We start from the raw sequence: 17,789 nt of genomic DNA, 5'->3' as shown, positions 1-17,789 counted from the left end.
AACTTCCGTCACGCGGCCGTCACGCGGCGGCGTGACGACCGCCGCTGGCTCAGACCTCCGGGAGGAGGGAGATCGGGTTCTCGATGCAGTCGGCGACGAAGGTGAGGAACTCGCTCGGCTCGGCACCGTCGCACGCACGATGGTCGAAGACGAAGCTGAGGAACATCACCTTGCGCACCGTGAGCTCGCCGTGTGAGACCCACGGCCGGTCCTTGATCCGACCGAGGCCGAGCATCGCGACCTCGGGGAGGTTGATGATCGGGGCGGACCCGTCGACGCCGAAGACGCCGTAGTTGTTGAGGGTGAACGTCCCGCCGGTCAGCTCCGAGGACGCGAACTTGCCGGTCGAGGCCTTGCCCACGGTCTCGCCGATCTCGTCGCGCAGCTGCCGCAGACTCATCTCCCCGGCCCCGTGGACGACGGGAACCATGAGTCCGCGCGGCGTCTGGGCTGCGAGCCCGAGGTTGATGTCGCCGTGGGTGACGATCTCGTTCGCGGCCGTGTCGATCGAGGAGTTGAGGATCGGATACTTCTTCAGCCCGGCGATGACGAAGCGGGCGACGAGGGCGAGCAGCGAGAACTTCTCGCCCGTGCGGGCCTCGAGGGCCTTCTTCGTCGTCAGCAGCTCGGTCGCGTCGACGTCGAGCCAGATCGTCGCCTCGGGAATCTCCCTCCGCGACTGGGAGAGCCGCTCGGACACGACCTTCCGCAGTCCCGTGATCGGAGTGCGGGTGTCGCGGTCCGTGCTCGGGATCGGGGTTCCCGTCGTGGCCGCGGTGTGCGGCTGGCCCGGCGCCGAGGTGGGCGTGGCCTGGCGCTCAGGAGTGCCCTGGAGGCCGTCCGCACCCTGTCGGTCGACGGCGGCGAGGACGTCTGCCCTGGTCACGACCCCGCCTGGGCCGGTTCCCGGCAGGTGCTTCGCGCTGATGCCATGATCCTTCGCGAGTTTGCGCACGATCGGCGAGGAGACGGGGGAGGTGGTGGCGGTGTCTGCCGGCTGCGCGGGAGCCGGGGTGGACGGCGCGGCCGGCTCAGCCGACTGGGCCGGTGTGCTCGGCGTCTCCGCCGGTGAGACGGGCGACTTCGCGCCGAATGAGCGCTTCTTGCCCGAGCGCGCCTTCGGCGCGGTCGTCCCGTAGCCGATGAGGTTCGCTCCTCCGCCTTCGATGCCGACGGGGTCGGCGTCGTCGGTGGGCAGTTCGTCCGCGGCGGCACCCGAATCGGCACCAGTGGAACCGGCACCGGCGGCATCGCCCGCGGGGGCAGCGTCAGTGGCCCCCGCCTCGGCGACGGAGAGCAGGGCCTGCCCGGCCTCGACGGTGTCACCGGCGTTCGCGTGGAGCGCGACGATCGTGCCCGCGAACGGGCACGGCAGTTCGACGACGCTCTTCGCGGACTCGACCTCGACGACCATCTGGTCGACGTGGACGGTGTCGCCGACGGCCACCTTCCAGCCGATGAGCTCCGCCTCGGTGAGGCCCTCGCCGAGGTCGGGGAGGATGAAGTCGCGTGCTCCGGTGGTCGAGACAGCACTCATCACAGCTCCCAATCCCAGGATTCGAGGGCGTCGAGGACGCGTTCGGCGGTCGGCAAGTAGTACTCCTCGAGCTTCGGGGACGGATAGGGCACGTCGAAGCCGGTGACCCGGAGGATCGGGGCGGCGAGGTACGTGAAGTTGCGTTCGGTGACCCGGGCGGCCACCTCGGCGCCGTAGCCGCCGAACTGGGCGGCCTCATGGATGACCGCGGCCCGTCCGGTCCGGCGGACGGAGGCGGACACGGTCTCGTCGTCGAACGGCGAGAGCGAGCGCAGGTCGATGACCTCGATGGACAGTCCGTGCTCGGCTCCCGCCTCGGCGGCCGAGAGGGCCGTGCGGACGGTGGGCCCGTACGCGAGGAGAGTGACGTCGCTGCCCTCGCGGACCACCTCGGCGCGGTTCATCGGAGCCGTCGTCACCGGCAGGCTGAGCGTGTCCTTCATCCAGTACCGGGACTTCGGCTCCATGAAGATGACGGGATCGTCGGAGGCGATCGACTCGCGCAGGAGCGAGTACGCGTCGGCCGGATTCGACGGGGTGACGACGGTGAGTCCCGGCGTCGACGTCCAGTACGCCTCGGAGGAGTCCGAGTGGTGCTCGACGCCGCCGATGTCACCGGCGTACGGGATGCGGATCGTGATCGGCAGGGTGACACGGCCCTTCGTCCGGTTCCGCATCTTCGCGATGTGGGAGACGATCTGCTCGAACGCGGGGTAGGCGTACGCGTCGAACTGCATCTCGATGACCGGGCGCATTCCCGCCATCGCCATGCCGACCGCGGTGCCGGCGATGCCCGACTCCGCGAGCGGGGAGTCCCACACGCGTTCGGGTCCGAATTCCTTCCGCAGGCCCTCCGTGACCCGGAAGACCCCGCCGAGGCGGCCGACGTCCTCGCCGTAGACGACGACGTTCTCGTCCTCGGCCAGGGCATCGCGCAGCGCCTGGTTGAGGGCCTTCGTCATCGTCACCGAGGCGGGGGCGGCGGTGGTCGCGGTCGTAGCGGTGTCTGTGTCTGTGGCCGTGTCCGCGGTCGCTGCGGTCGCCGTCGCTGCGGTCGCCGGCTCAGGGGTGTCGGCGGGCGCGGTGTCGGTCGTGGAGTCGACGCTCATGCCTCAGCCCCTGCGAGTTCGGCCTCGAGCTGGGCGCGCTGCTCGCTCAGGCTCGTGCGCTCGGTCCCGTAGACGAAGGCGAACAGCTCGGTCGGGTCGACCTCGGCCTCGGTGTTCATCGCCTCGCGCACCGAGGCGGCCAGCGTCTCGGCCTCGGCAGCGATCTCTGCGACGCGGTCGTCATCGAGGACGCCGCGGTCGCGGAGGAACGTCTCGAGGCGGTCGATCGGGTCGAACTGCTTCCAGTGCTCGACCTCCTCGGCGTCGCGGTACTTCGTCGGATCGTCGGAGTTCGTGTGCGACTCCATCCGGTACGTGAGGCATTCGATGAGGGTCGGCCCGTCGCCTTCGCGACCGCGTTCGAGGGCCGCGGAGACGGCGGCGAACACGGCGGCGACATCATTGCCGTCGACGCGGATGCCGGGCATCCCGTAACCGGCGGCGCGGTCGGCGAGCATCGTCGCGTTCGACTGCTCGCGCAGCGGGGTCGAGATCGCGTACTGATTGTTCTGGATGACGAAGACCGTCGGGGTCTGCCACACCGAGGCGAAGTTGAAGGCCTCATGGGTGTCGCCCTCACTGCTCGCACCATCGCCGAGGAACGTCAGCGTCGCCGCGTGACGGCCCTTGAGCTTCGAGGCCATCGCGAAGCCGGCGGCATGGAGGGTCTGCGTGGCCAGCGGCGTCGCCGCTGGTGAGGTGTGGTACTCCTGCGGGTCGAAGCCGCAGTGCCAGTCACCGCGGAAGGCGGCGAGGATCTCACTCACGGGCACGCCGCGGGTGAGCAGAGCCGCGGAGTCGCGGTACGTGGGGAACAGCCAGTCGTTCGGCGACAGCGCAGTCGTCGCGCCGACCTCGCACGCCTCCTGTCCCGCCGCCGACGGATACGTGGCGAGGCGTCCCTGCCTGGTCAGGTGGGTCACCTGCGCCTCGAACCGGCGGACGAGGACCATCTGCCGGTAGAGGCCGGTCAGGGTCCGATCGCTCGGGATCGTCAGTCCCTCGGTCGGGGTGTCGGTCGGTCGGCCGTCGGGGCCGATGAAGCTGATGGGCTGCAGCTGGGGAAGAGCGCGGCCTGTGGTGGGAACGTCGATGGTCATGACTTCATGATGACGTGACCGCGATCACCGATCCAGGCTCTCCAGACGGTCACGGACGGGGGTGCCGATCGTGTCGCGAACGGTGGACGAACTGCCCGAACGAGGCGGGGTGGAGGGGACGAATGGCCGGGGTCGAATGGTCGAGCGGGAGCTGCTGAGCGTGGGAGCCGCTCAGATCTCACCCCAGCGGTAGCCGCGGGCGGTGAATGCCTCGGCGACCTTCTCCCTCCTGCCCTCGACGCCGCCTTTGAAGGCCTGGTGGCCGCCGGTGGTGAGGATCGTCAGCTGACGGCCGTCGAAGTAGGCGGTGACGAACGACTGCCGCGTGATCCGCACCGGGTCTCCGCTGCGCGACCCGACGGTGATCCCGTCCTCGCCGATCGTCAGCCGCGACGTCGACTCGACGACGACGAGCGCGGCCACACCGCCGAGCAGTGCGCCGAGGATCGGCCGGGCGACGACGATCCACTGCTCGTCGAAGGCGCTGAGCTTCTCGATGATGTCGCCGAAGGGAATCGGGAAGCGGGCGGCGAGCCCGGCGACCGCAGGCAGGAAGAAGCCGAGCGCGATGCCCGCGGCCACGCAGACGAGGCTGATGACGACGATGTCGGAACGGCTGAGGGCGAAGACGTCGGCGGGCGCGCGTGACATCGATCCTCCCGGGTCTCGTGACAGCGCGGATCTCACGCCGTTCTGGAACATCAGTGTACCAGGATGGAACATTAGTGTTCCATGGGGGAGAATCGAGAGACGGCGATCTCTCGATCCGACGGTCGGCGATGCGGCTGGGCGATGAGACACGATCCGACGACGAAGGGCGCAGATGGGCACAGGGATGGGACGGCTCGGCAGGGATGCCCTCGTGCGGGAAGCGCTGGCGGTGCTCGCGGCGAATCCGGCGGCGTCGATGGGCGAGGTCGCGACGCACCTCGGAGTCGGTCGCACGACGCTCTACCGGCACTTCGGCGATCGGGAGGCGATGATCGCCGAGGTGGCCCGCCACGGTGCGCGGGTGTTCACTGACGCCTTCCGATCGGCCCGGCCCGAGGTCGGCAACGGTCTCGACGCCGTAGAGCGGGTGTGCACCCAGCTCTTCACCGTCCCCGACGTGCTCACCCTGCTCTTCGCCGACAATCCCATCATCACCGACGACACCTTCGCCGAGGTGGAGCGCGAGCGTCGCGCCGCCGCGGCTGGCGACGGGGATGCTGCCGTCGGTCAGCAGGGTGGGGCTGAGGGTGACGCCCTCGAGGCGGTCATCGCCCGCGGTCAGGCCGACGGGTCGATCACCTCCGAGGTGCCCGTCGAGTGGGCCGCGATGTACGTGTTCCTCACCGTCGGCTCCGGGCATCTCCACTCCGTCAGCGCCGGAGTCGCTGATCGGGAGGCTCGGGCGCGGGCGCTCGCACTGACGATCCGCGCCGTCCGGCTGACCCTGGCCGCCGGCTGACCCTGGCCGCCGACTGTGCGGGTGCCGACTGTGCGGGCGCTGAACGGCGACACGCACGCCATGTCGGCAGGAAATCGTCAGGCGGGCAACTCGTCGCCGGCGCATCGACTTCTCGCCGACATCGCCCGCGTGTCGGCGTCGGGGAGTCGGGGCAAGCGGCCCTGTGGGGTCGGCACACGGCATTCGTCGGGGCGCGGTGTTCGCCTGACGATCAACCGCCTCGGCGGATTGCGGGGCGACGATAAATCAGGTTAGGCTAACCTACGAGATCACGAACGGACCGCGCATCACGGCAGTTGACACACCTGCTTGGAGTCGCGTCCCGCGGGATCTCACTGTTTCATCCGACACGGAACCCTCGACAGCGGCGATTCGGTCGTCCGCGCAGATGCTGCCGATCATCGTGCGCGCACGACTCAGCGACGACCGCTTCGAGGGTTTCCGTCGTTCGCTCCGCGAAAGGACGCCATGACACTGAAGACGATGACCGCGCTGACCGCCGGCTGTGCCGCGCTCGCCCTCCTCGCCGGCTGCGGGGGAGGCGGTTCCGCCGACGCCGAGGCGGCAGGCGGAGGCGAGACCCGCACCGTCACCGACGCCACCGGAGCCGACATCGTCATTCCCGCCCAGCCGCAGGCTGTCGCCACCCTGCACTACGCCGCGACCGAGACCCTCATGGACCTCGGGATGACGCCCGTCGGACAGGGCGAGTACCAGGAGGCCTCGGTGCCTCAGGGGTGGGTCGACCGCCTCGGCGAGGTGCCCGTCGTGGCGACCGACGAACCGGACATCGAGCGGCTCGCGACGACGGACCCCGACCTCATCCTCGCCCCGAACACCCTCGATACCGGTGTCGTCGACCAGCTCGAGGACATCGCTCCCGTCTACCAGTTCACCCTGCGCGGCGGAGACCGCGCGAACTGGAAGCAGCGGGTCGGGGAGGTCGCCGACGCGGTCAACCGGAGCACGGAGCTCAAGGCCCTCGACGACGCCTTCATCGCCGAGCAGACGCGCATCAGCGAGGAGTACAGCGACGTCACCGACGGGACGACGATCGCGACGCTCTCCTCATTCACTGAGAACACCGCGTACCTGTGGGGGAGCGGGAACATGCTCGGAACGATCTACGATCCGCTCGGTCTCACGTGGTCGGCCGACGAGGACAGAGTCATCGCGGAGAACGCCGAGGCGGCGGAGCCCGAAGCCGAGGTCTCGCTCGAACTCGTCGACAAGGCCGCCGGGGACGCCGACATCGTCTTCGTCACCTCGAATCTGCGCGGCGAGTACGACGAGCTGAGCACCGCGCTCATGGACTCACCGGTCTTCGCTCAGCTGCCCGCCGCGCAGGCCGGCAACGTCTATCCCAACGGAAAGTCGACGATCGCCGGATACTCCGACGCGAACTACAGCCTCGAGATGGTCGAACAGGCGCTGCAGGCGTACCGGCAGAGGTGAGTGCAGCTCAGCCCAGTGGGCTGTTCAGCCTGGTGGGCTGTTCAGCCCAGCGAGCTCTGCGCTCCGGGACGGTGACCCTCGGCCTCGTCGAGGATGAGCAGCGACCGTGACGAGGTGACGCCGGGAACCTCGTGGATGCGGCGGAGGATGACCTGGGACAGCGCCGTGTTGTCAGGTGCGTTGACGGTGACGAGCGCGTCGATGTCGCCGCTGACGGCCTGAACCTTCTCGACGAAGGGGAGTGCGGCGAGCTCGTCACGGACCTCCGGCCACGGCCGCTCGCCGACCTTGACGACGACCACCGCGGTCACGGACATGCCGAGGGCGGCGCGATCCACCTCGGCGGTGAAGCCCTTGATCGCCCCGGACTCGAGGAGGGCGGTGAGGCGCTTGTGCGCGGCGGAGCGGGAGATGTGCACGCGTTCGGCGAGCTGGCGCACGCTCAGCCGGGAGTCCTCGACGAGGGCAGCGATGATGCTGCGGTCGATGTCGTCGAGGTCGAATGACAAGGGCGTGCTCCTTCGGCGTCGCTGCTGGCTGCCGCCCGGCAGCCTCGGTGCGTCGTGCTCCTCACCGGGGTCGCGCTCGTCGTGAACCAGCATCCGGTCGAGGTTCCACCATTCTAAGTGGGTGCGGCAGGTCGTGGGGGCCGGAGCGGATCCCGGCGACCGGGATCGCGGTGGCGCTCACGGGTCACGGCGGTGTCGACGGCAGGTGCGGGCCGCCTCGGCGGGCTGGTAGGCTTAAAATCGATCGTTCGTTCAGTAACGATGAGCTCGTCCCGCACCGACAGGCACCCTGGTGTCCGAAGTGTGGCCTCCACCACGTACCATGGAGGGCGGAGCACGCCGCCGCATGCGCACGCGGATGCGGCGGGCGAACGGCATGTTTCCCGCCTGTAGATTATGGGGGAGACGACACTCAGCAGGACTGACTGCTCGGCGGCGGACCTGCGTCATTCGAATAGGAGCCACGTTGAAGATCGCTGTGTTGGTCAAAGAGGTCCCGGACACGTACGGGGATCGCAAGCTCGATCTCGAAACCGGCCTGGCGGACCGTGCCGCCTCGGAAGCCGTGCTCGACGAGATCGGCGAACGCGCCCTCGAAGTCGCCCTCAACTACGCGGACAGCCACGACGGCACCGAGATCACCGTCATCTCGATGGCCCCGTCGGGTGCGACTGCGACGATCCGCAAGGGCCTGGCCATGGGCGCCGGCAATGCGGTCCACATCTCCGATGAGGAACTCCTCGGCGCCGACCTCGGGCTCACTGCCGAGGTGCTCGCCGCCGCCATCCGCCGCGGCGACTACGACCTCGTCGTCACCGGCAACATCTCGACCGACGGCAACGCCGGCATGCTCCCGGCGATGCTCGCCGAGCACCTCGACCTCCCGCACGTCACCGGCCTGAGCACCGTCGAACTCACCGACTCCACCGTCTCCGGCACGCGCGCCGTCGACGGCGGTCAGCAGCAGGTGACCGCGGAGCTGCCCGCCGTCATCTCGATCACCGAGGCGCTGCCGGAAGCGCGCTTCCCCAACTTCAAGGGCATCATGGCGGCGAAGAAGAAGCCGTTCGAGGTCATCGGCCTCGCCGATCTCGACATCGACGCCGCTGACCAGTCGACCGCCCGGTCGATCATGGTCTCCGTCGCCGAGAAGCCCCCGCGCGAAGCCGGCGAGAAGGTCGTCGACGACGGCAACGGCGGAGCCGAACTCGCCGAATTCCTCATCAAGAACCGCCTCGCCTAAGGAGAGAAGACATGGCTGAATTCCCCCAGGACACCATCCTCGTCGCGCTCACGGTCGATCCCGAAGGCGCTCTCGAGAAGCCCGCTGCCGAACTCCTCGGCGGTGCCGCCGCGATCGGCAGCCCCGTCGCACTCATCGTCGCCCCTGCCGGCACCGGTGACGCCGCGGCGGAGACGGCGGCCTCGCTCGGTGCCGTCCAGACCCTGATCGCCGAGGTGCCCGCGGGCAGCTCCGCGCTCGGCACCTTCGCCGTCGACGCCCTCGTCGGCGCCGCGGAGCTCACCGCACCCGATGCCGTCCTCGTCCCGAACTCGATCGACGGCCGCGACCTCGCCGGCCGCTTCGCCGTGCGCACGGGCTCGGCGCTCTCGGTCGACGCGATCGGCGTCGAACGCGATTCCGAGGGCATCGTCGCCGACCACTCCGTCTACGGCGGCGGCTACACCGCGCAGTCGGCCCCGACCTTCGGCGCGCCCGTCATCACCGTCCGCCTCGGCGCGATCGAGAACCGCGCTGAGGCCCAGCCCGCGAACGCGCAGACCCTCGAGGTGACCGACTCCGGCAAGCGAAGCGCCGACGTCACCTCGTACGAAGCCGTCGTCGAGACCTCCTCGCGCCCCGAGCTGCGCGGAGCGCAGAAGGTCGTCTCCGGTGGCCGCGGTGTCGGCTCGGAGGAGTCGTTCGAGCTCGTCGGCGAATTCGCCGATGTCCTCGGTGCCGCTGTCGGCGCCTCGCGTGCCGCGGTCGACGCCGGCTACATCGCGCAGTCCCACCAGGTCGGACAGACCGGTGTGTCCGTGTCCCCGCAGCTCTACGTCGCGCTCGGCATCTCCGGGGCGATCCAGCACAAGGCGGGCATGCAGACCTCGAAGACGATCGTCGCGGTCAACAAGGACGGCGAAGCGCCGATCTTCGACATCGCCGACTTCGGCGTCGTCGGCGACCTCTTCAAGGTCGTCCCCCAGGCCGTCGAGACCCTGAAAGCGAAACAGGGCTGATATGGCCACCTTCTCCAACACGCTGCGCTCGGGTCTGCCCCGGGTCTCCGGCGGCGATCCGTGGCCGCCGGAGGGCACGGTCGGTCAGGCTGTCGAGTGGGAATCCCGGGAATGGGTGAGCGCCGAGGCGGGTGCCGCTGATCCTGCGGCTGAGCCTGCGGGTGCTGTCGATTCGGGCGCCGTCGATTCGGGCGCTCCCGTCGATTCTGCGGGCGTTGCCGATTCGGGAGCCGTCACCGAGGTGACCGCTGCCGAGACCTCGACCGTGGACTCCGTCGAATCGGATGCGACCAGGGTCGAGCCCGGTGCTGACTCCGGCGTCGACACTGGTGTCGACGAGACCGTGGCCGTTGAGGCCGACGGTGGGTCCGACGCCGAAGTGCCTGCCGGTGCCGCGAGCGATGCTGTTGGCTTGAGCGACGCCAGTGCCTCGAGCGACGCCGATGCACAGGCGGCCGGCGGCGCTGTCGCTGCCGGCGCGGGTGCAGCTGTTGGAGCAGGCGCGGCTGCTGCCGTCGCCGCTGATTCGGCCGATTCGGCGCCTGCGGCCGAGGTTCCCCTGCGCCGTGGTCTTCCCCGCGTGAGCGGTGGAGAGGCCTGGCCGCCGGAAGGGCTCGCCCCTGCCGGAGTGAAAGCTCCCGCGCAGGCCGTAGGAGCCGCCGAGCCTGGTACCGGGCTGTCCGAGCCGGGTGCGACTGAGCCCGGTGGTGGAGAACCCGTCGTCGAGCAGACCTCCCGCGCTGATGAAACGTTTGCCGATCAGACGTCCGCCGAGGACGCCGTCGCCGGTGCGGCGACGGAGCATGCTGGTGTGACTGGTGCCGGCTCTGCTGCCGGGGCAGGCGTTGCCGGAGCCGGCATCGCCGCTGCCTCTGCCGGGGACGAAGCGTCATCGGTGCCGTTGCGCCGTGGGCTGCCTCGCCGGTCCGGTGGGGACGCGTGGCCGCCGGAGGGCTTCGCCCCTGCCGGGGTTACGGGACCCTCGAGAAGCGCAGCGCCTTCTGCCGCGAGCGCTGATTCCGCAGCACCCGGGGCGGGTGACCAGAGTGTCGACTCTGCCAGCGCGGACGCTGTGCCTGCGGATGCTGTGACTGCGGACGCTGTGACTGCGACCGAGACCACGTCCGTTTCCTCGGCAGGTGCTGAGGCTCCTGCAGGTGCTGACCCTGCAGCCTCGACAGCTGCTGCCGCGGCACCTGCCGCCGGTGGAGCGAAGACCGCTCCAGTGAGTGGTGCCGCTGAGCTCAGCGATGTTCCGCTGCGCCGCGGTCTGCCGCGCACCGCAGGTGGCGACCCCTGGCCGCCCGAGGGCTTCGCCCCAGTAACGGCCACTGCGCCCACCGATGAGCAGCCGACGCCTGCACCGACGGCCGATGCCACCGGTGCAGCGGACACCGCCGACACAGCAAGCACCGCGGGTGCCACGGCGGCAGTCGCGGGCGCTGGGGTGGCCGGCGCCGTGGCTGCCGGCGCTGCCGCCTCGGCGAGTGGGAACACCGCAGAGAAGGACAGTGCCGCAGAGAAGGACAGTGCCGCTGAGAAGGACAGTGCCGCAGCTGACTCTGCGGCGGACGAACCCGCCAAGCCTGCGGGCCGCACGGGTCTGCCGAAGACCAGGACTGGCCTGCCGAAGTCCACCGGCCCTGACACCGGCAAGCCCGGCGACAAGCCCGCGGGACGGACCGGCCTGCCGAAGACCGGCGGACCGGCGACGAAACCGGCCGAGAAGCCGGCGGCGAAGACTCCGGCCGCGGGGACCGGCGCGAAACCGGCAGCCGCGGGTTCGACGGCGGCCGCAGCGACCGCCTCGGCGGGAACAGCGGCGAAGTCCACGACGTCCACAGGGGACTCGACGGCCGCGAAGTCGACCGCCTCGGCGAAGCCTGCATCCGACAAGCCTGCCCCCGCCGCCCCGGCAAAGCGCGACCCGATCATGATCGGATCGAAGTCGCTGGGGCAGTGGATCGGTCTCGGTTCGCTCGGACTCGGTGGGCTCATCGTCGCCGCAGGCATCCTCATCCTCGCCGCACGCGGAGTCACGACCCTGCCCGGAGTGCCGGGATTCCTCGAGCGCTACCCGGGCGAGTATCACCTGCCCGACTTCGTCGAACCGGGCTTCCCGGCGTGGGCGCGGTGGACGCACTTCCTCAACTTCTTCTTCATGGTCCTCATCATTCGCACGGGACTGCAGGTGCGTCACCAGCAGAAGCCCCCGGCGTTCTACACGCCGAAGAACGGCGGGAAGAAGATCAGCATCAACCTGTGGCTGCACACGAGCCTCGACGTTCTCTGGCTGCTCAACGGCGTCGTCTTCGTCGTGCTCCTCTTCGTGTCCGGCCACTGGGCGCGGATCGTGCCGACGAGCTGGGAGGTCTTCCCGAATGCCCTCTCGGCGATGCTGCAGTACATGACCCTGGAATGGCCGATGGAGGACGCGTGGGTCAACTACAACTCGCTCCAGCAGCTCATGTACTTCATCGTCGTCTTCATCGCCGCTCCCTTGGCTGCGATCACGGGTGTGCGGATGAGTGAGTGGTGGCCGAAGAACGCGACGACGCTCAACAAGATCTACCCGGCACCGCTGGCGCGGGCGATCCACTTCCCGACGATGATCTTCTTCGTGTTCTTCATCGCCGTCCACGTGTTCCTGGTCTTCACGACCGGGCTGAGGCAGAACCTCGGCTACATGTTCGCCGGGACGAACGTCGTGGGCTGGGCCGGAGCCATCTGGTTCCTCGTGGCCTTGGCCGTGGTCGTCGGCGCATGGTTCGCCGCCAGGCCGCTGGTGCTCGCCCCGATCGCGAACCTCTTCGGCAGGGTGTCGAGCAGGTAGGACAGCACGCCTGAGCAGGCTGGACACCCCACCTGAGCAGGCAGTCGAACTGAAGGGTTCGCGGTGCCAGGCTGGCGCGTTCGCCCTGTCGGAGGCCCCGCGTGGCATCTCGTCACGCGGGGCCTTCTGGCGTCTGCCTCATGGTTCTGTCGCGGGGGTCGTCGGGCGCTGGAAGCGTGGAGAGGCGACCGTTTCTCGGTCTGCGGCAGGTTCACGGCGATTGTGCGCCGCGCCCATGGCGATCTCGACGCGATTTTCGCCATGAGTCTGGCGCAGAGTCCCAGGGTCGCCATGAACCTGGCGCAGAATCCAAGGGAGGTGACGCTCAGGCTGGGGCACGCACGCGCTCGACGAACTCGACGACGGCCTCCTCGAGCTGCTGCAGCCCAGGCTCCTCGAGCGGGAAGTGGCCCGCGCGATCGAGGATGACCTCGGAGAACAGCTCCGGATCGAGCCTCGAGACGACGGGGTCCGACAGATCTCGCGGGGTCCATCGGTCCTCGCCGGGTTGGGTGAGGAGGACGGGGCACGCATCGAAGTCCACCGGCTCGACGGCCGGGACGTACGTGGCGTAGTCGGCGAGGAAGCGCAGCCACATCGCATTGCCCGCCGAGGTCTGATCGGCGAGGAAGACCTTCATTGCGCCCGGGTTGTTGGCCAGCGCCGACATCTTCGACGCCAGACGCATCGGGTAACGGACGCTGCGCAGCGGAGTCCTCGCCAGGAGGCGGACCCAGGGCATGCCGACGCGGGCGGTGATGAGACTGCGCGCCGTCCGGTCGACGACCTCCTGATGGCGCTGATCGAGGAACGTCATGCCGACGATGCCCCTCAGCGCACCCGGTGAGGCCTTCGCGGCGACATGGTAGGCGAGCATGCCGCCGGCCGACAGGCCGTAGAGCACCGTGGGCTTCGGGTCTCGCGCCTGCTCGGCGGCGAGGAAGTCGATGACCATGTCGACCCAGTCCGCATACGACGGCACGTACCCGGACTCGACCCGCGTCATCCCGTAGCCGAGATTGTCGAGCGCGACGACGTCGTAGCCCTGCCGGGCCAGCGGAGCACCGAGGATGAGCGACATCTGGCGCCCGTTCGTCCCGACGCCGTGGTGGAGGATGACACGGGCCTTCGCCTCGGGTCGGCGATAGCGATCAAGATGGATCCCGTGCCCCCGCCACCCCCAGAACTCCTCATCGGGAGCGGAGGTCTCGTCGAGTCGCAATCGCTCGGGCAGGAACTCCTGGAGGTCCTGCCACGCCTGCTGATCCTTATAGAGCGCTGCGCTTGCCATGCGTGTCCTCACGTCGACGATGACAACACCTTACGACAGAAATGACACCGAGTGTCAATACTGACTCGTGCGTACAATGCTGGAATGGACCTGCCCTCCCTGCGCGATCGCAAGCGCCTCCTCATCCAGGAGGACATCATGGCGGTCGCCCTCCGACTGTTCCGCGAACGCGGGTACGAGGCGACGACCGTCGATGACCTCGCCGCCGCCTCGGGGATGTCACGGCGCACGTTCTTCCGCTACTTCCCGTCGAAGGAGGACGTCCTCGCGGGGAAGTGGACGGCGATGGGCGAGGGGATCGTCGTCGCGCTCATCGAGCGTCCCGCCGACGAGGAGCCGTGGGCCTCGCTGCGCGCGTCGCTGGCCGGCGTCGTCGAGCACTACGCCGATCCTGCTCGGCGCACGGACAGCTATGCCCTCGACGAGGTCGTCGATTCCACGCCGTCCCTGCGCGCGGCATTCGTCGCGAAGGTCGACCTCCTCGCCGAGGCGCTCTCCGCCGTCCTCGTCTCCCGCGGAGTCGCCGAGGTGCGGGCGCAGATGCTCGCCAGAGCCTGCGGGGCAGCGCTGACGGTCGCGATGCGCCAGGCGCGCGCGACCGGCGCCGAGGGCATCGCCGACGACCTCGATCGTGCGATGGGAGTGCTCACCCCGGGGATGTGAGCGCCCGGCGGCCGGACGCGCGCGGCGCCAGGGTGATCAGTGGGCGCGCCGGCAATGTGGGGAGCTTCCGCGGTGATTGTGCGCCATGTTCATGGTGAGATCGGTCTGATTTTCGCCATGGAGGTGGCGCAGAAGGGTGTGGACCGCCCTTATGCGAGGGCCTTGCGGACGGTGGCCTCGAACTCGCGGACGTGTTCGCCGGCGAGCGCGCTGACGGCGGGTTCGTCGCCTGCGAGGATGCCCTCGAGGAGGGAGATGTGCTCGCGGATGTGGCCGAGCAGGTCGGGGATCTTCGGCAGGACGAGGCACCAGATCCGGGTGGCGAGGTCGTCGAGGCGCACGAGCGTCTCCTGGAGGTGGATGTTGTCGACGGCGCGGTAGATGAGGCGGTGGACCTCGAGGTCGCGTTCGATGAGCGTGCGTGCGTCGAGGCCGGCCTTCAGCTCGCCGAGTTCGGAGATCGTCGCCGCGAACTCCTCGCGCAGCTCCGGCGTGATGTTCCGGGCGGCCCGTGTTGCGGCAATGGGCTCGAGCGCCTGGCGCATCTCCGTGATCGCCGCGAGGTCGGTGATGTCGACATTGGCCGCGAACGTCCCGCGCCGCGGGTAGGACACGACGAGGTGGGCCCCTTCGAGGCGTTTGAGGGCCTCGCGGATCGGGGTGCGCCCCACCTCGAGTTCGGCGCTCAAAGCCGCCTCGTTGATGACGTCACCGGGAGCGATGTCGAGCATGACGAGCCGATGACGCAGCGCCTCATACGCGCGGTCGGCCAGAGACGAGCTGCTTGCCGAGGTGTCCGCCGTCGTTGTCATCCCACTCCTCCATGCGTCGTCGAGCCGACCCGGCCAGTGAGGCTCGGGCGGGTGGACAGGTCAGGTGGCAAGGCCGGGGGAAAAGTTCTCCCGCACCCATTGCCACGGCTGAAATTCTGCGCCTAGACTACAGGAACACAGCTGATATATTAGTTGACGATTAACGATCGAGGGAGATCGCATGACCGAGCAGCTCACAGGAATCCCGGACGCGCCTGAGGCCGGGTCCACGGCCCTGCCCACCGACTTCCCCAGTCGCGCCCCCGAGGAGCTGAGCACTCCGCTCGCGCAACTCGACCCGGAGATCACCGGCTTCATCGACGCCGAACTCGGCCGTCAGCGCGAGGGCCTGGAGATGATCGCCTCGGAGAACCACACCGCCACTGCCGTCATGGAGGCGCAGGGCTCGGTGCTGACGAACAAGTACGCCGAGGGCTACCCGGGCCGCCGCTACTACGGCGGCTGCGGGTTCGTCGACGAGGTCGAGCGCCTCGCGATCGCCCGGGTCAAGGAGCTCTTCGGAGCGGCCTACGCGAACGTCCAGCCGCACTCCGGCGCCCAGGCCAACGCCTCGGTGATGCACGCCCTCATCCGTCCCGGCGACACCGTCCTCGGCCTCGACCTCGCCCACGGCGGCCATCTCACCCACGGGATGAAGCTCAACTTCTCCGGCCGCCTCTACGACATCGTCGCCTACGGCGTCGACGAGGACACCCACCGCGTCGACATGGCCGAGGTCGCGCGACTGGCCCGCGAACACCAGCCGAAGCTCATCGTCGCCGGGTGGTCGGCGTACTCGCGACAGCTCGACTTCGCCGAGTTCCGGCGCATCGCCGACGAGGTCGGCGCCTACCTCATGGTCGACATGGCCCACTTCGCCGGCCTCGTCGCCGCGGGCCTCCACCCCTCCCCGGTCCCGCACGCCCACGTCGTCACCTCGACGACGCACAAGACCCTCGGCGGTCCCCGTGGCGGCATCATCCTGACCAATGACGCCGAGGTGGCGAAGAAGGTCAACTCGGCCGTCTTCCCCGGTCAGCAGGGAGGACCGCTCGAACACGTCATCGCCGGCAAGGCCGTGGCCTTCGGTCTGGCCGCGACCGAGGAGTTCGCCGACAAACAGCGCCGGACCCTCGCCGGCGCCGCCGAACTCGCCCGCCGCCTCGGAGAGAATGACGTGGCCGAGCGCGGCATCACGATCGTCACCGGCGGCACCGACGTCCACCTCGTCCTCGTCGACCTCCGCGACTCCGTCCTCGACGGGGCGCAGGCCGAGGATCTCCTCGCGCGGATCGGGATCACCGTCAACCGCAACGCCGTGCCCAACGATCCGCGTCCGCCCATGGTCACCTCGGGGCTGCGCATCGGCACGCCCGCGCTCGCCAGCCGCGGTTTCGGCTCCGCTGCCTTCGCCGAGGCGGCCGACATCATCGCCGAGGTCCTCATCGCCGGCACCGACGAAGGCGGACCGAGCCAGGAGACGATCGACGACCTCGGCGCCCGGGTCTCCCGCCTCGCCGCCGACCACCCGCTCTACCCGCACCTCACCCCGATCGGAGCACGCTGATGGCCGACCACCTGCCCGAACACCCCGACTTCCTGTGGCGCAATCCCGAGCCGAAGTCCTCCTACGACGCCGTCATCGTCGGCGGCGGGGGACACGGGCTCGCGACCGCCTACTACCTCGCGAAGAACCACGGGATGACGAACATCGCGATCCTCGAGCGCGGCTGGCTGGCCGGGGGCAACATGGCCCGGAACACGACGATCATCCGCTCGAACTACCTGTGGTACGAGTCCGCGGCGATCTACGAGAAGTCGCTAAAGCTCTGGGAGCAGCTGCCCGAGGAGCTCGATTACGACTTCCTCTTCTCCCAGCGCGGTGTGCTCAACCTCGCCCACACCCTCGGCGACGTCCGGGAGTCGCAGCGCCGCGTCGGCGCCAACGTCCTCAACGGCATCGACGCCGAATGGCTCGACCCGAGCCAGGTCAAGGAGGTCTGCCCGATCATCAACATCGGCGACGACCTGCGCTACCCCGTCATGGGGGCGACGTACCAGCCGCGGGCGGGCATCGCCAAGCACGATCACGTCGCGTGGGCGTTCGCCCGCAAGGCCGACGAGATGGGCGTCGATATCATCCAGAACTGCGAGGTCACCGACGTCTACCGCGACGGCGACCAGGTCATCGGAGTCGAGACGAACCTCGGGAGGATCGCCACGGAGAAGGTCGCGATCGCCGTCGCCGGCCACACCTCGGTGGTCGCCGCCATGGCGGGCATCCGCGTGCCCATCCAATCCCACCCGCTGCAGGCGCTCGTCTCCGAGCTCTTCGAACCCGTCCACCCGACGGTCGTCATGTCGAACCACGTCCACGTCTACGTCTCCCAGGCCCACAAGGGCGAACTCGTCATGGGCGCCGGCGTCGACTCCTACAACGGCTACGGGCAGCGCGGCGGCTTCCACATCATCGAGGAGCAGCTCGCCGCCGCCGTCGAGCTCTTCCCGATCTTCGCCCGTGCTCACGTCCTGCGGACCTGGGGCGGCATCGTCGACGTCACCCTCGACGCGTCCCCGATCGTGTCGAAGACGGAAGTCGACGGCCTCTACGTCAACTGCGGGTGGGGGACCGGCGGGTTCAAGGGCACCCCGGGTGCGGGTTACACGTTCGCCCACACGATCGCCAACGACGAACCGCACCCGCTCAACGCGCCGTTCGCTCTCGAGCGGTTCGAGACCGGCCATCTCATCGACGAACACGGCGCCGCCGCCGTGGCCCACTGAGGGAG

At 69.2% G+C, this 17,789-nt stretch carries 15 protein-coding genes; 8 read left to right on the top strand and 7 right to left on the bottom strand.

All coding sequences use genetic code 11. From position 1 onward, the window contains the following. Positions 1-49 precede the first annotated feature (49 nt). The 4 genes from FFS20_RS03580 to FFS20_RS03565 form a co-directional block, all read right to left on the bottom strand. The gene (locus FFS20_RS03580; protein WP_137824560.1) at positions 50-1,537 is read right to left on the bottom strand and encodes a dihydrolipoamide acetyltransferase family protein; all 1,488 of its coding nucleotides are present in this window, start codon (positions 1,535-1,537) and stop codon (positions 50-52) included. Further along, entirely contained in the window at positions 1,537-2,499 is a 963-nt protein-coding gene (locus tag FFS20_RS03575) for an alpha-ketoacid dehydrogenase subunit beta (RefSeq protein WP_137824624.1), read from the bottom strand. The genes FFS20_RS03580 and FFS20_RS03575 overlap by 1 nt, the downstream gene beginning before the upstream one ends. A gap of 143 nt (positions 2,500-2,642) precedes the next feature. Then, positions 2,643-3,746 (bottom strand): pyruvate dehydrogenase (acetyl-transferring) E1 component subunit alpha, encoded by a 1,104-nt coding sequence (pdhA, locus tag FFS20_RS03570; RefSeq protein WP_137824559.1) that lies wholly within the window; start codon positions 3,744-3,746, stop codon positions 2,643-2,645. A 171-nt stretch (positions 3,747-3,917) separates the two neighbouring features. Further along, positions 3,918-4,397 carry a hypothetical protein gene (locus FFS20_RS03565; protein WP_137824558.1) on the bottom strand — a complete coding sequence of 160 codons (480 nt, stop codon included), beginning with the start codon at positions 4,395-4,397 and terminating at the stop codon, positions 3,918-3,920. A 172-nt stretch (positions 4,398-4,569) separates the two neighbouring features. Here FFS20_RS03565 and FFS20_RS03560 point away from each other — a divergent pair, with 172 nt between their 5' ends. Next, complete coding sequence (locus FFS20_RS03560; protein ID WP_137824557.1) at positions 4,570-5,196, top strand: TetR/AcrR family transcriptional regulator; 627 nt, start codon at positions 4,570-4,572, stop codon at positions 5,194-5,196. A gap of 468 nt (positions 5,197-5,664) precedes the next feature. After that, positions 5,665-6,651, top strand: coding sequence for an ABC transporter substrate-binding protein (locus FFS20_RS03555; RefSeq protein ID WP_137824556.1), 987 nt, complete (start codon positions 5,665-5,667; stop codon positions 6,649-6,651). Between the two features lie 41 nt (positions 6,652-6,692). Here FFS20_RS03555 and FFS20_RS03550 read toward each other — a convergent pair whose 3' ends face one another. Next, complete coding sequence (locus tag FFS20_RS03550; RefSeq protein WP_137824555.1) at positions 6,693-7,160, bottom strand: Lrp/AsnC family transcriptional regulator; 468 nt, start codon at positions 7,158-7,160, stop codon at positions 6,693-6,695. A gap of 466 nt (positions 7,161-7,626) precedes the next feature. Here FFS20_RS03550 and FFS20_RS03545 point away from each other — a divergent pair, with 466 nt between their 5' ends. The 3 genes from FFS20_RS03545 to FFS20_RS03535 are packed head-to-tail and all read left to right on the top strand — an operon-like array spanning position 7,627 to position 12,234. Further along, complete coding sequence (locus tag FFS20_RS03545) at positions 7,627-8,403, top strand: electron transfer flavoprotein subunit beta/FixA family protein (protein ID WP_137824554.1); 777 nt, start codon at positions 7,627-7,629, stop codon at positions 8,401-8,403. Between the two features lie 11 nt (positions 8,404-8,414). Next, positions 8,415-9,401 carry an electron transfer flavoprotein subunit alpha/FixB family protein gene (locus tag FFS20_RS03540; protein ID WP_137824553.1) on the top strand — a complete coding sequence of 329 codons (987 nt, stop codon included), beginning with the start codon at positions 8,415-8,417 and terminating at the stop codon, positions 9,399-9,401. A 1-nt stretch (position 9,402) separates the two neighbouring features. Beyond that, positions 9,403-12,234, top strand: coding sequence for a cytochrome b/b6 domain-containing protein (locus FFS20_RS03535; RefSeq protein ID WP_137824552.1), 2,832 nt, complete (start codon positions 9,403-9,405; stop codon positions 12,232-12,234). A 325-nt stretch (positions 12,235-12,559) separates the two neighbouring features. Here FFS20_RS03535 and FFS20_RS03530 read toward each other — a convergent pair whose 3' ends face one another. Then, the gene (locus FFS20_RS03530) at positions 12,560-13,525 is read right to left on the bottom strand and encodes an alpha/beta fold hydrolase (protein WP_137824551.1); all 966 of its coding nucleotides are present in this window, start codon (positions 13,523-13,525) and stop codon (positions 12,560-12,562) included. 84 nt (positions 13,526-13,609) lie between these two features. Between FFS20_RS03530 and FFS20_RS03525 the strand changes: the two genes are divergently transcribed. Then, positions 13,610-14,188 (top strand): TetR family transcriptional regulator, encoded by a 579-nt coding sequence (locus tag FFS20_RS03525; RefSeq protein ID WP_137824550.1) that lies wholly within the window; start codon positions 13,610-13,612, stop codon positions 14,186-14,188. Between the two features lie 149 nt (positions 14,189-14,337). Here the strand turns inward: FFS20_RS03525 and FFS20_RS03520 are convergent, their stop codons facing one another. Further along, positions 14,338-15,000, bottom strand: a complete 663-nt coding sequence (locus FFS20_RS03520) for a GntR family transcriptional regulator (RefSeq protein ID WP_137824549.1) — start codon at positions 14,998-15,000, stop codon at positions 14,338-14,340. 181 nt (positions 15,001-15,181) lie between these two features. Here FFS20_RS03520 and glyA point away from each other — a divergent pair, with 181 nt between their 5' ends. Beyond that, positions 15,182-16,567 carry a serine hydroxymethyltransferase gene (gene glyA, locus FFS20_RS03515; protein ID WP_137824548.1) on the top strand — a complete coding sequence of 462 codons (1,386 nt, stop codon included), beginning with the start codon at positions 15,182-15,184 and terminating at the stop codon, positions 16,565-16,567. After that, positions 16,567-17,784, top strand: coding sequence for a sarcosine oxidase subunit beta family protein (locus tag FFS20_RS03510; protein ID WP_137824547.1), 1,218 nt, complete (start codon positions 16,567-16,569; stop codon positions 17,782-17,784). The genes glyA and FFS20_RS03510 overlap by 1 nt, the downstream gene beginning before the upstream one ends. Positions 17,785-17,789 lie beyond the last annotated feature (5 nt).

Source organism: Brevibacterium sp. 2SA (assembly GCF_005502845.1).
In the GTDB taxonomy this organism is placed as follows: Bacteria; Actinomycetota; Actinomycetes; order Actinomycetales; family Brevibacteriaceae; genus Brevibacterium.
Note: the sequence above shows the minus strand (reverse complement) of the source record. Positions and strands in the feature narration are given on the sequence as shown.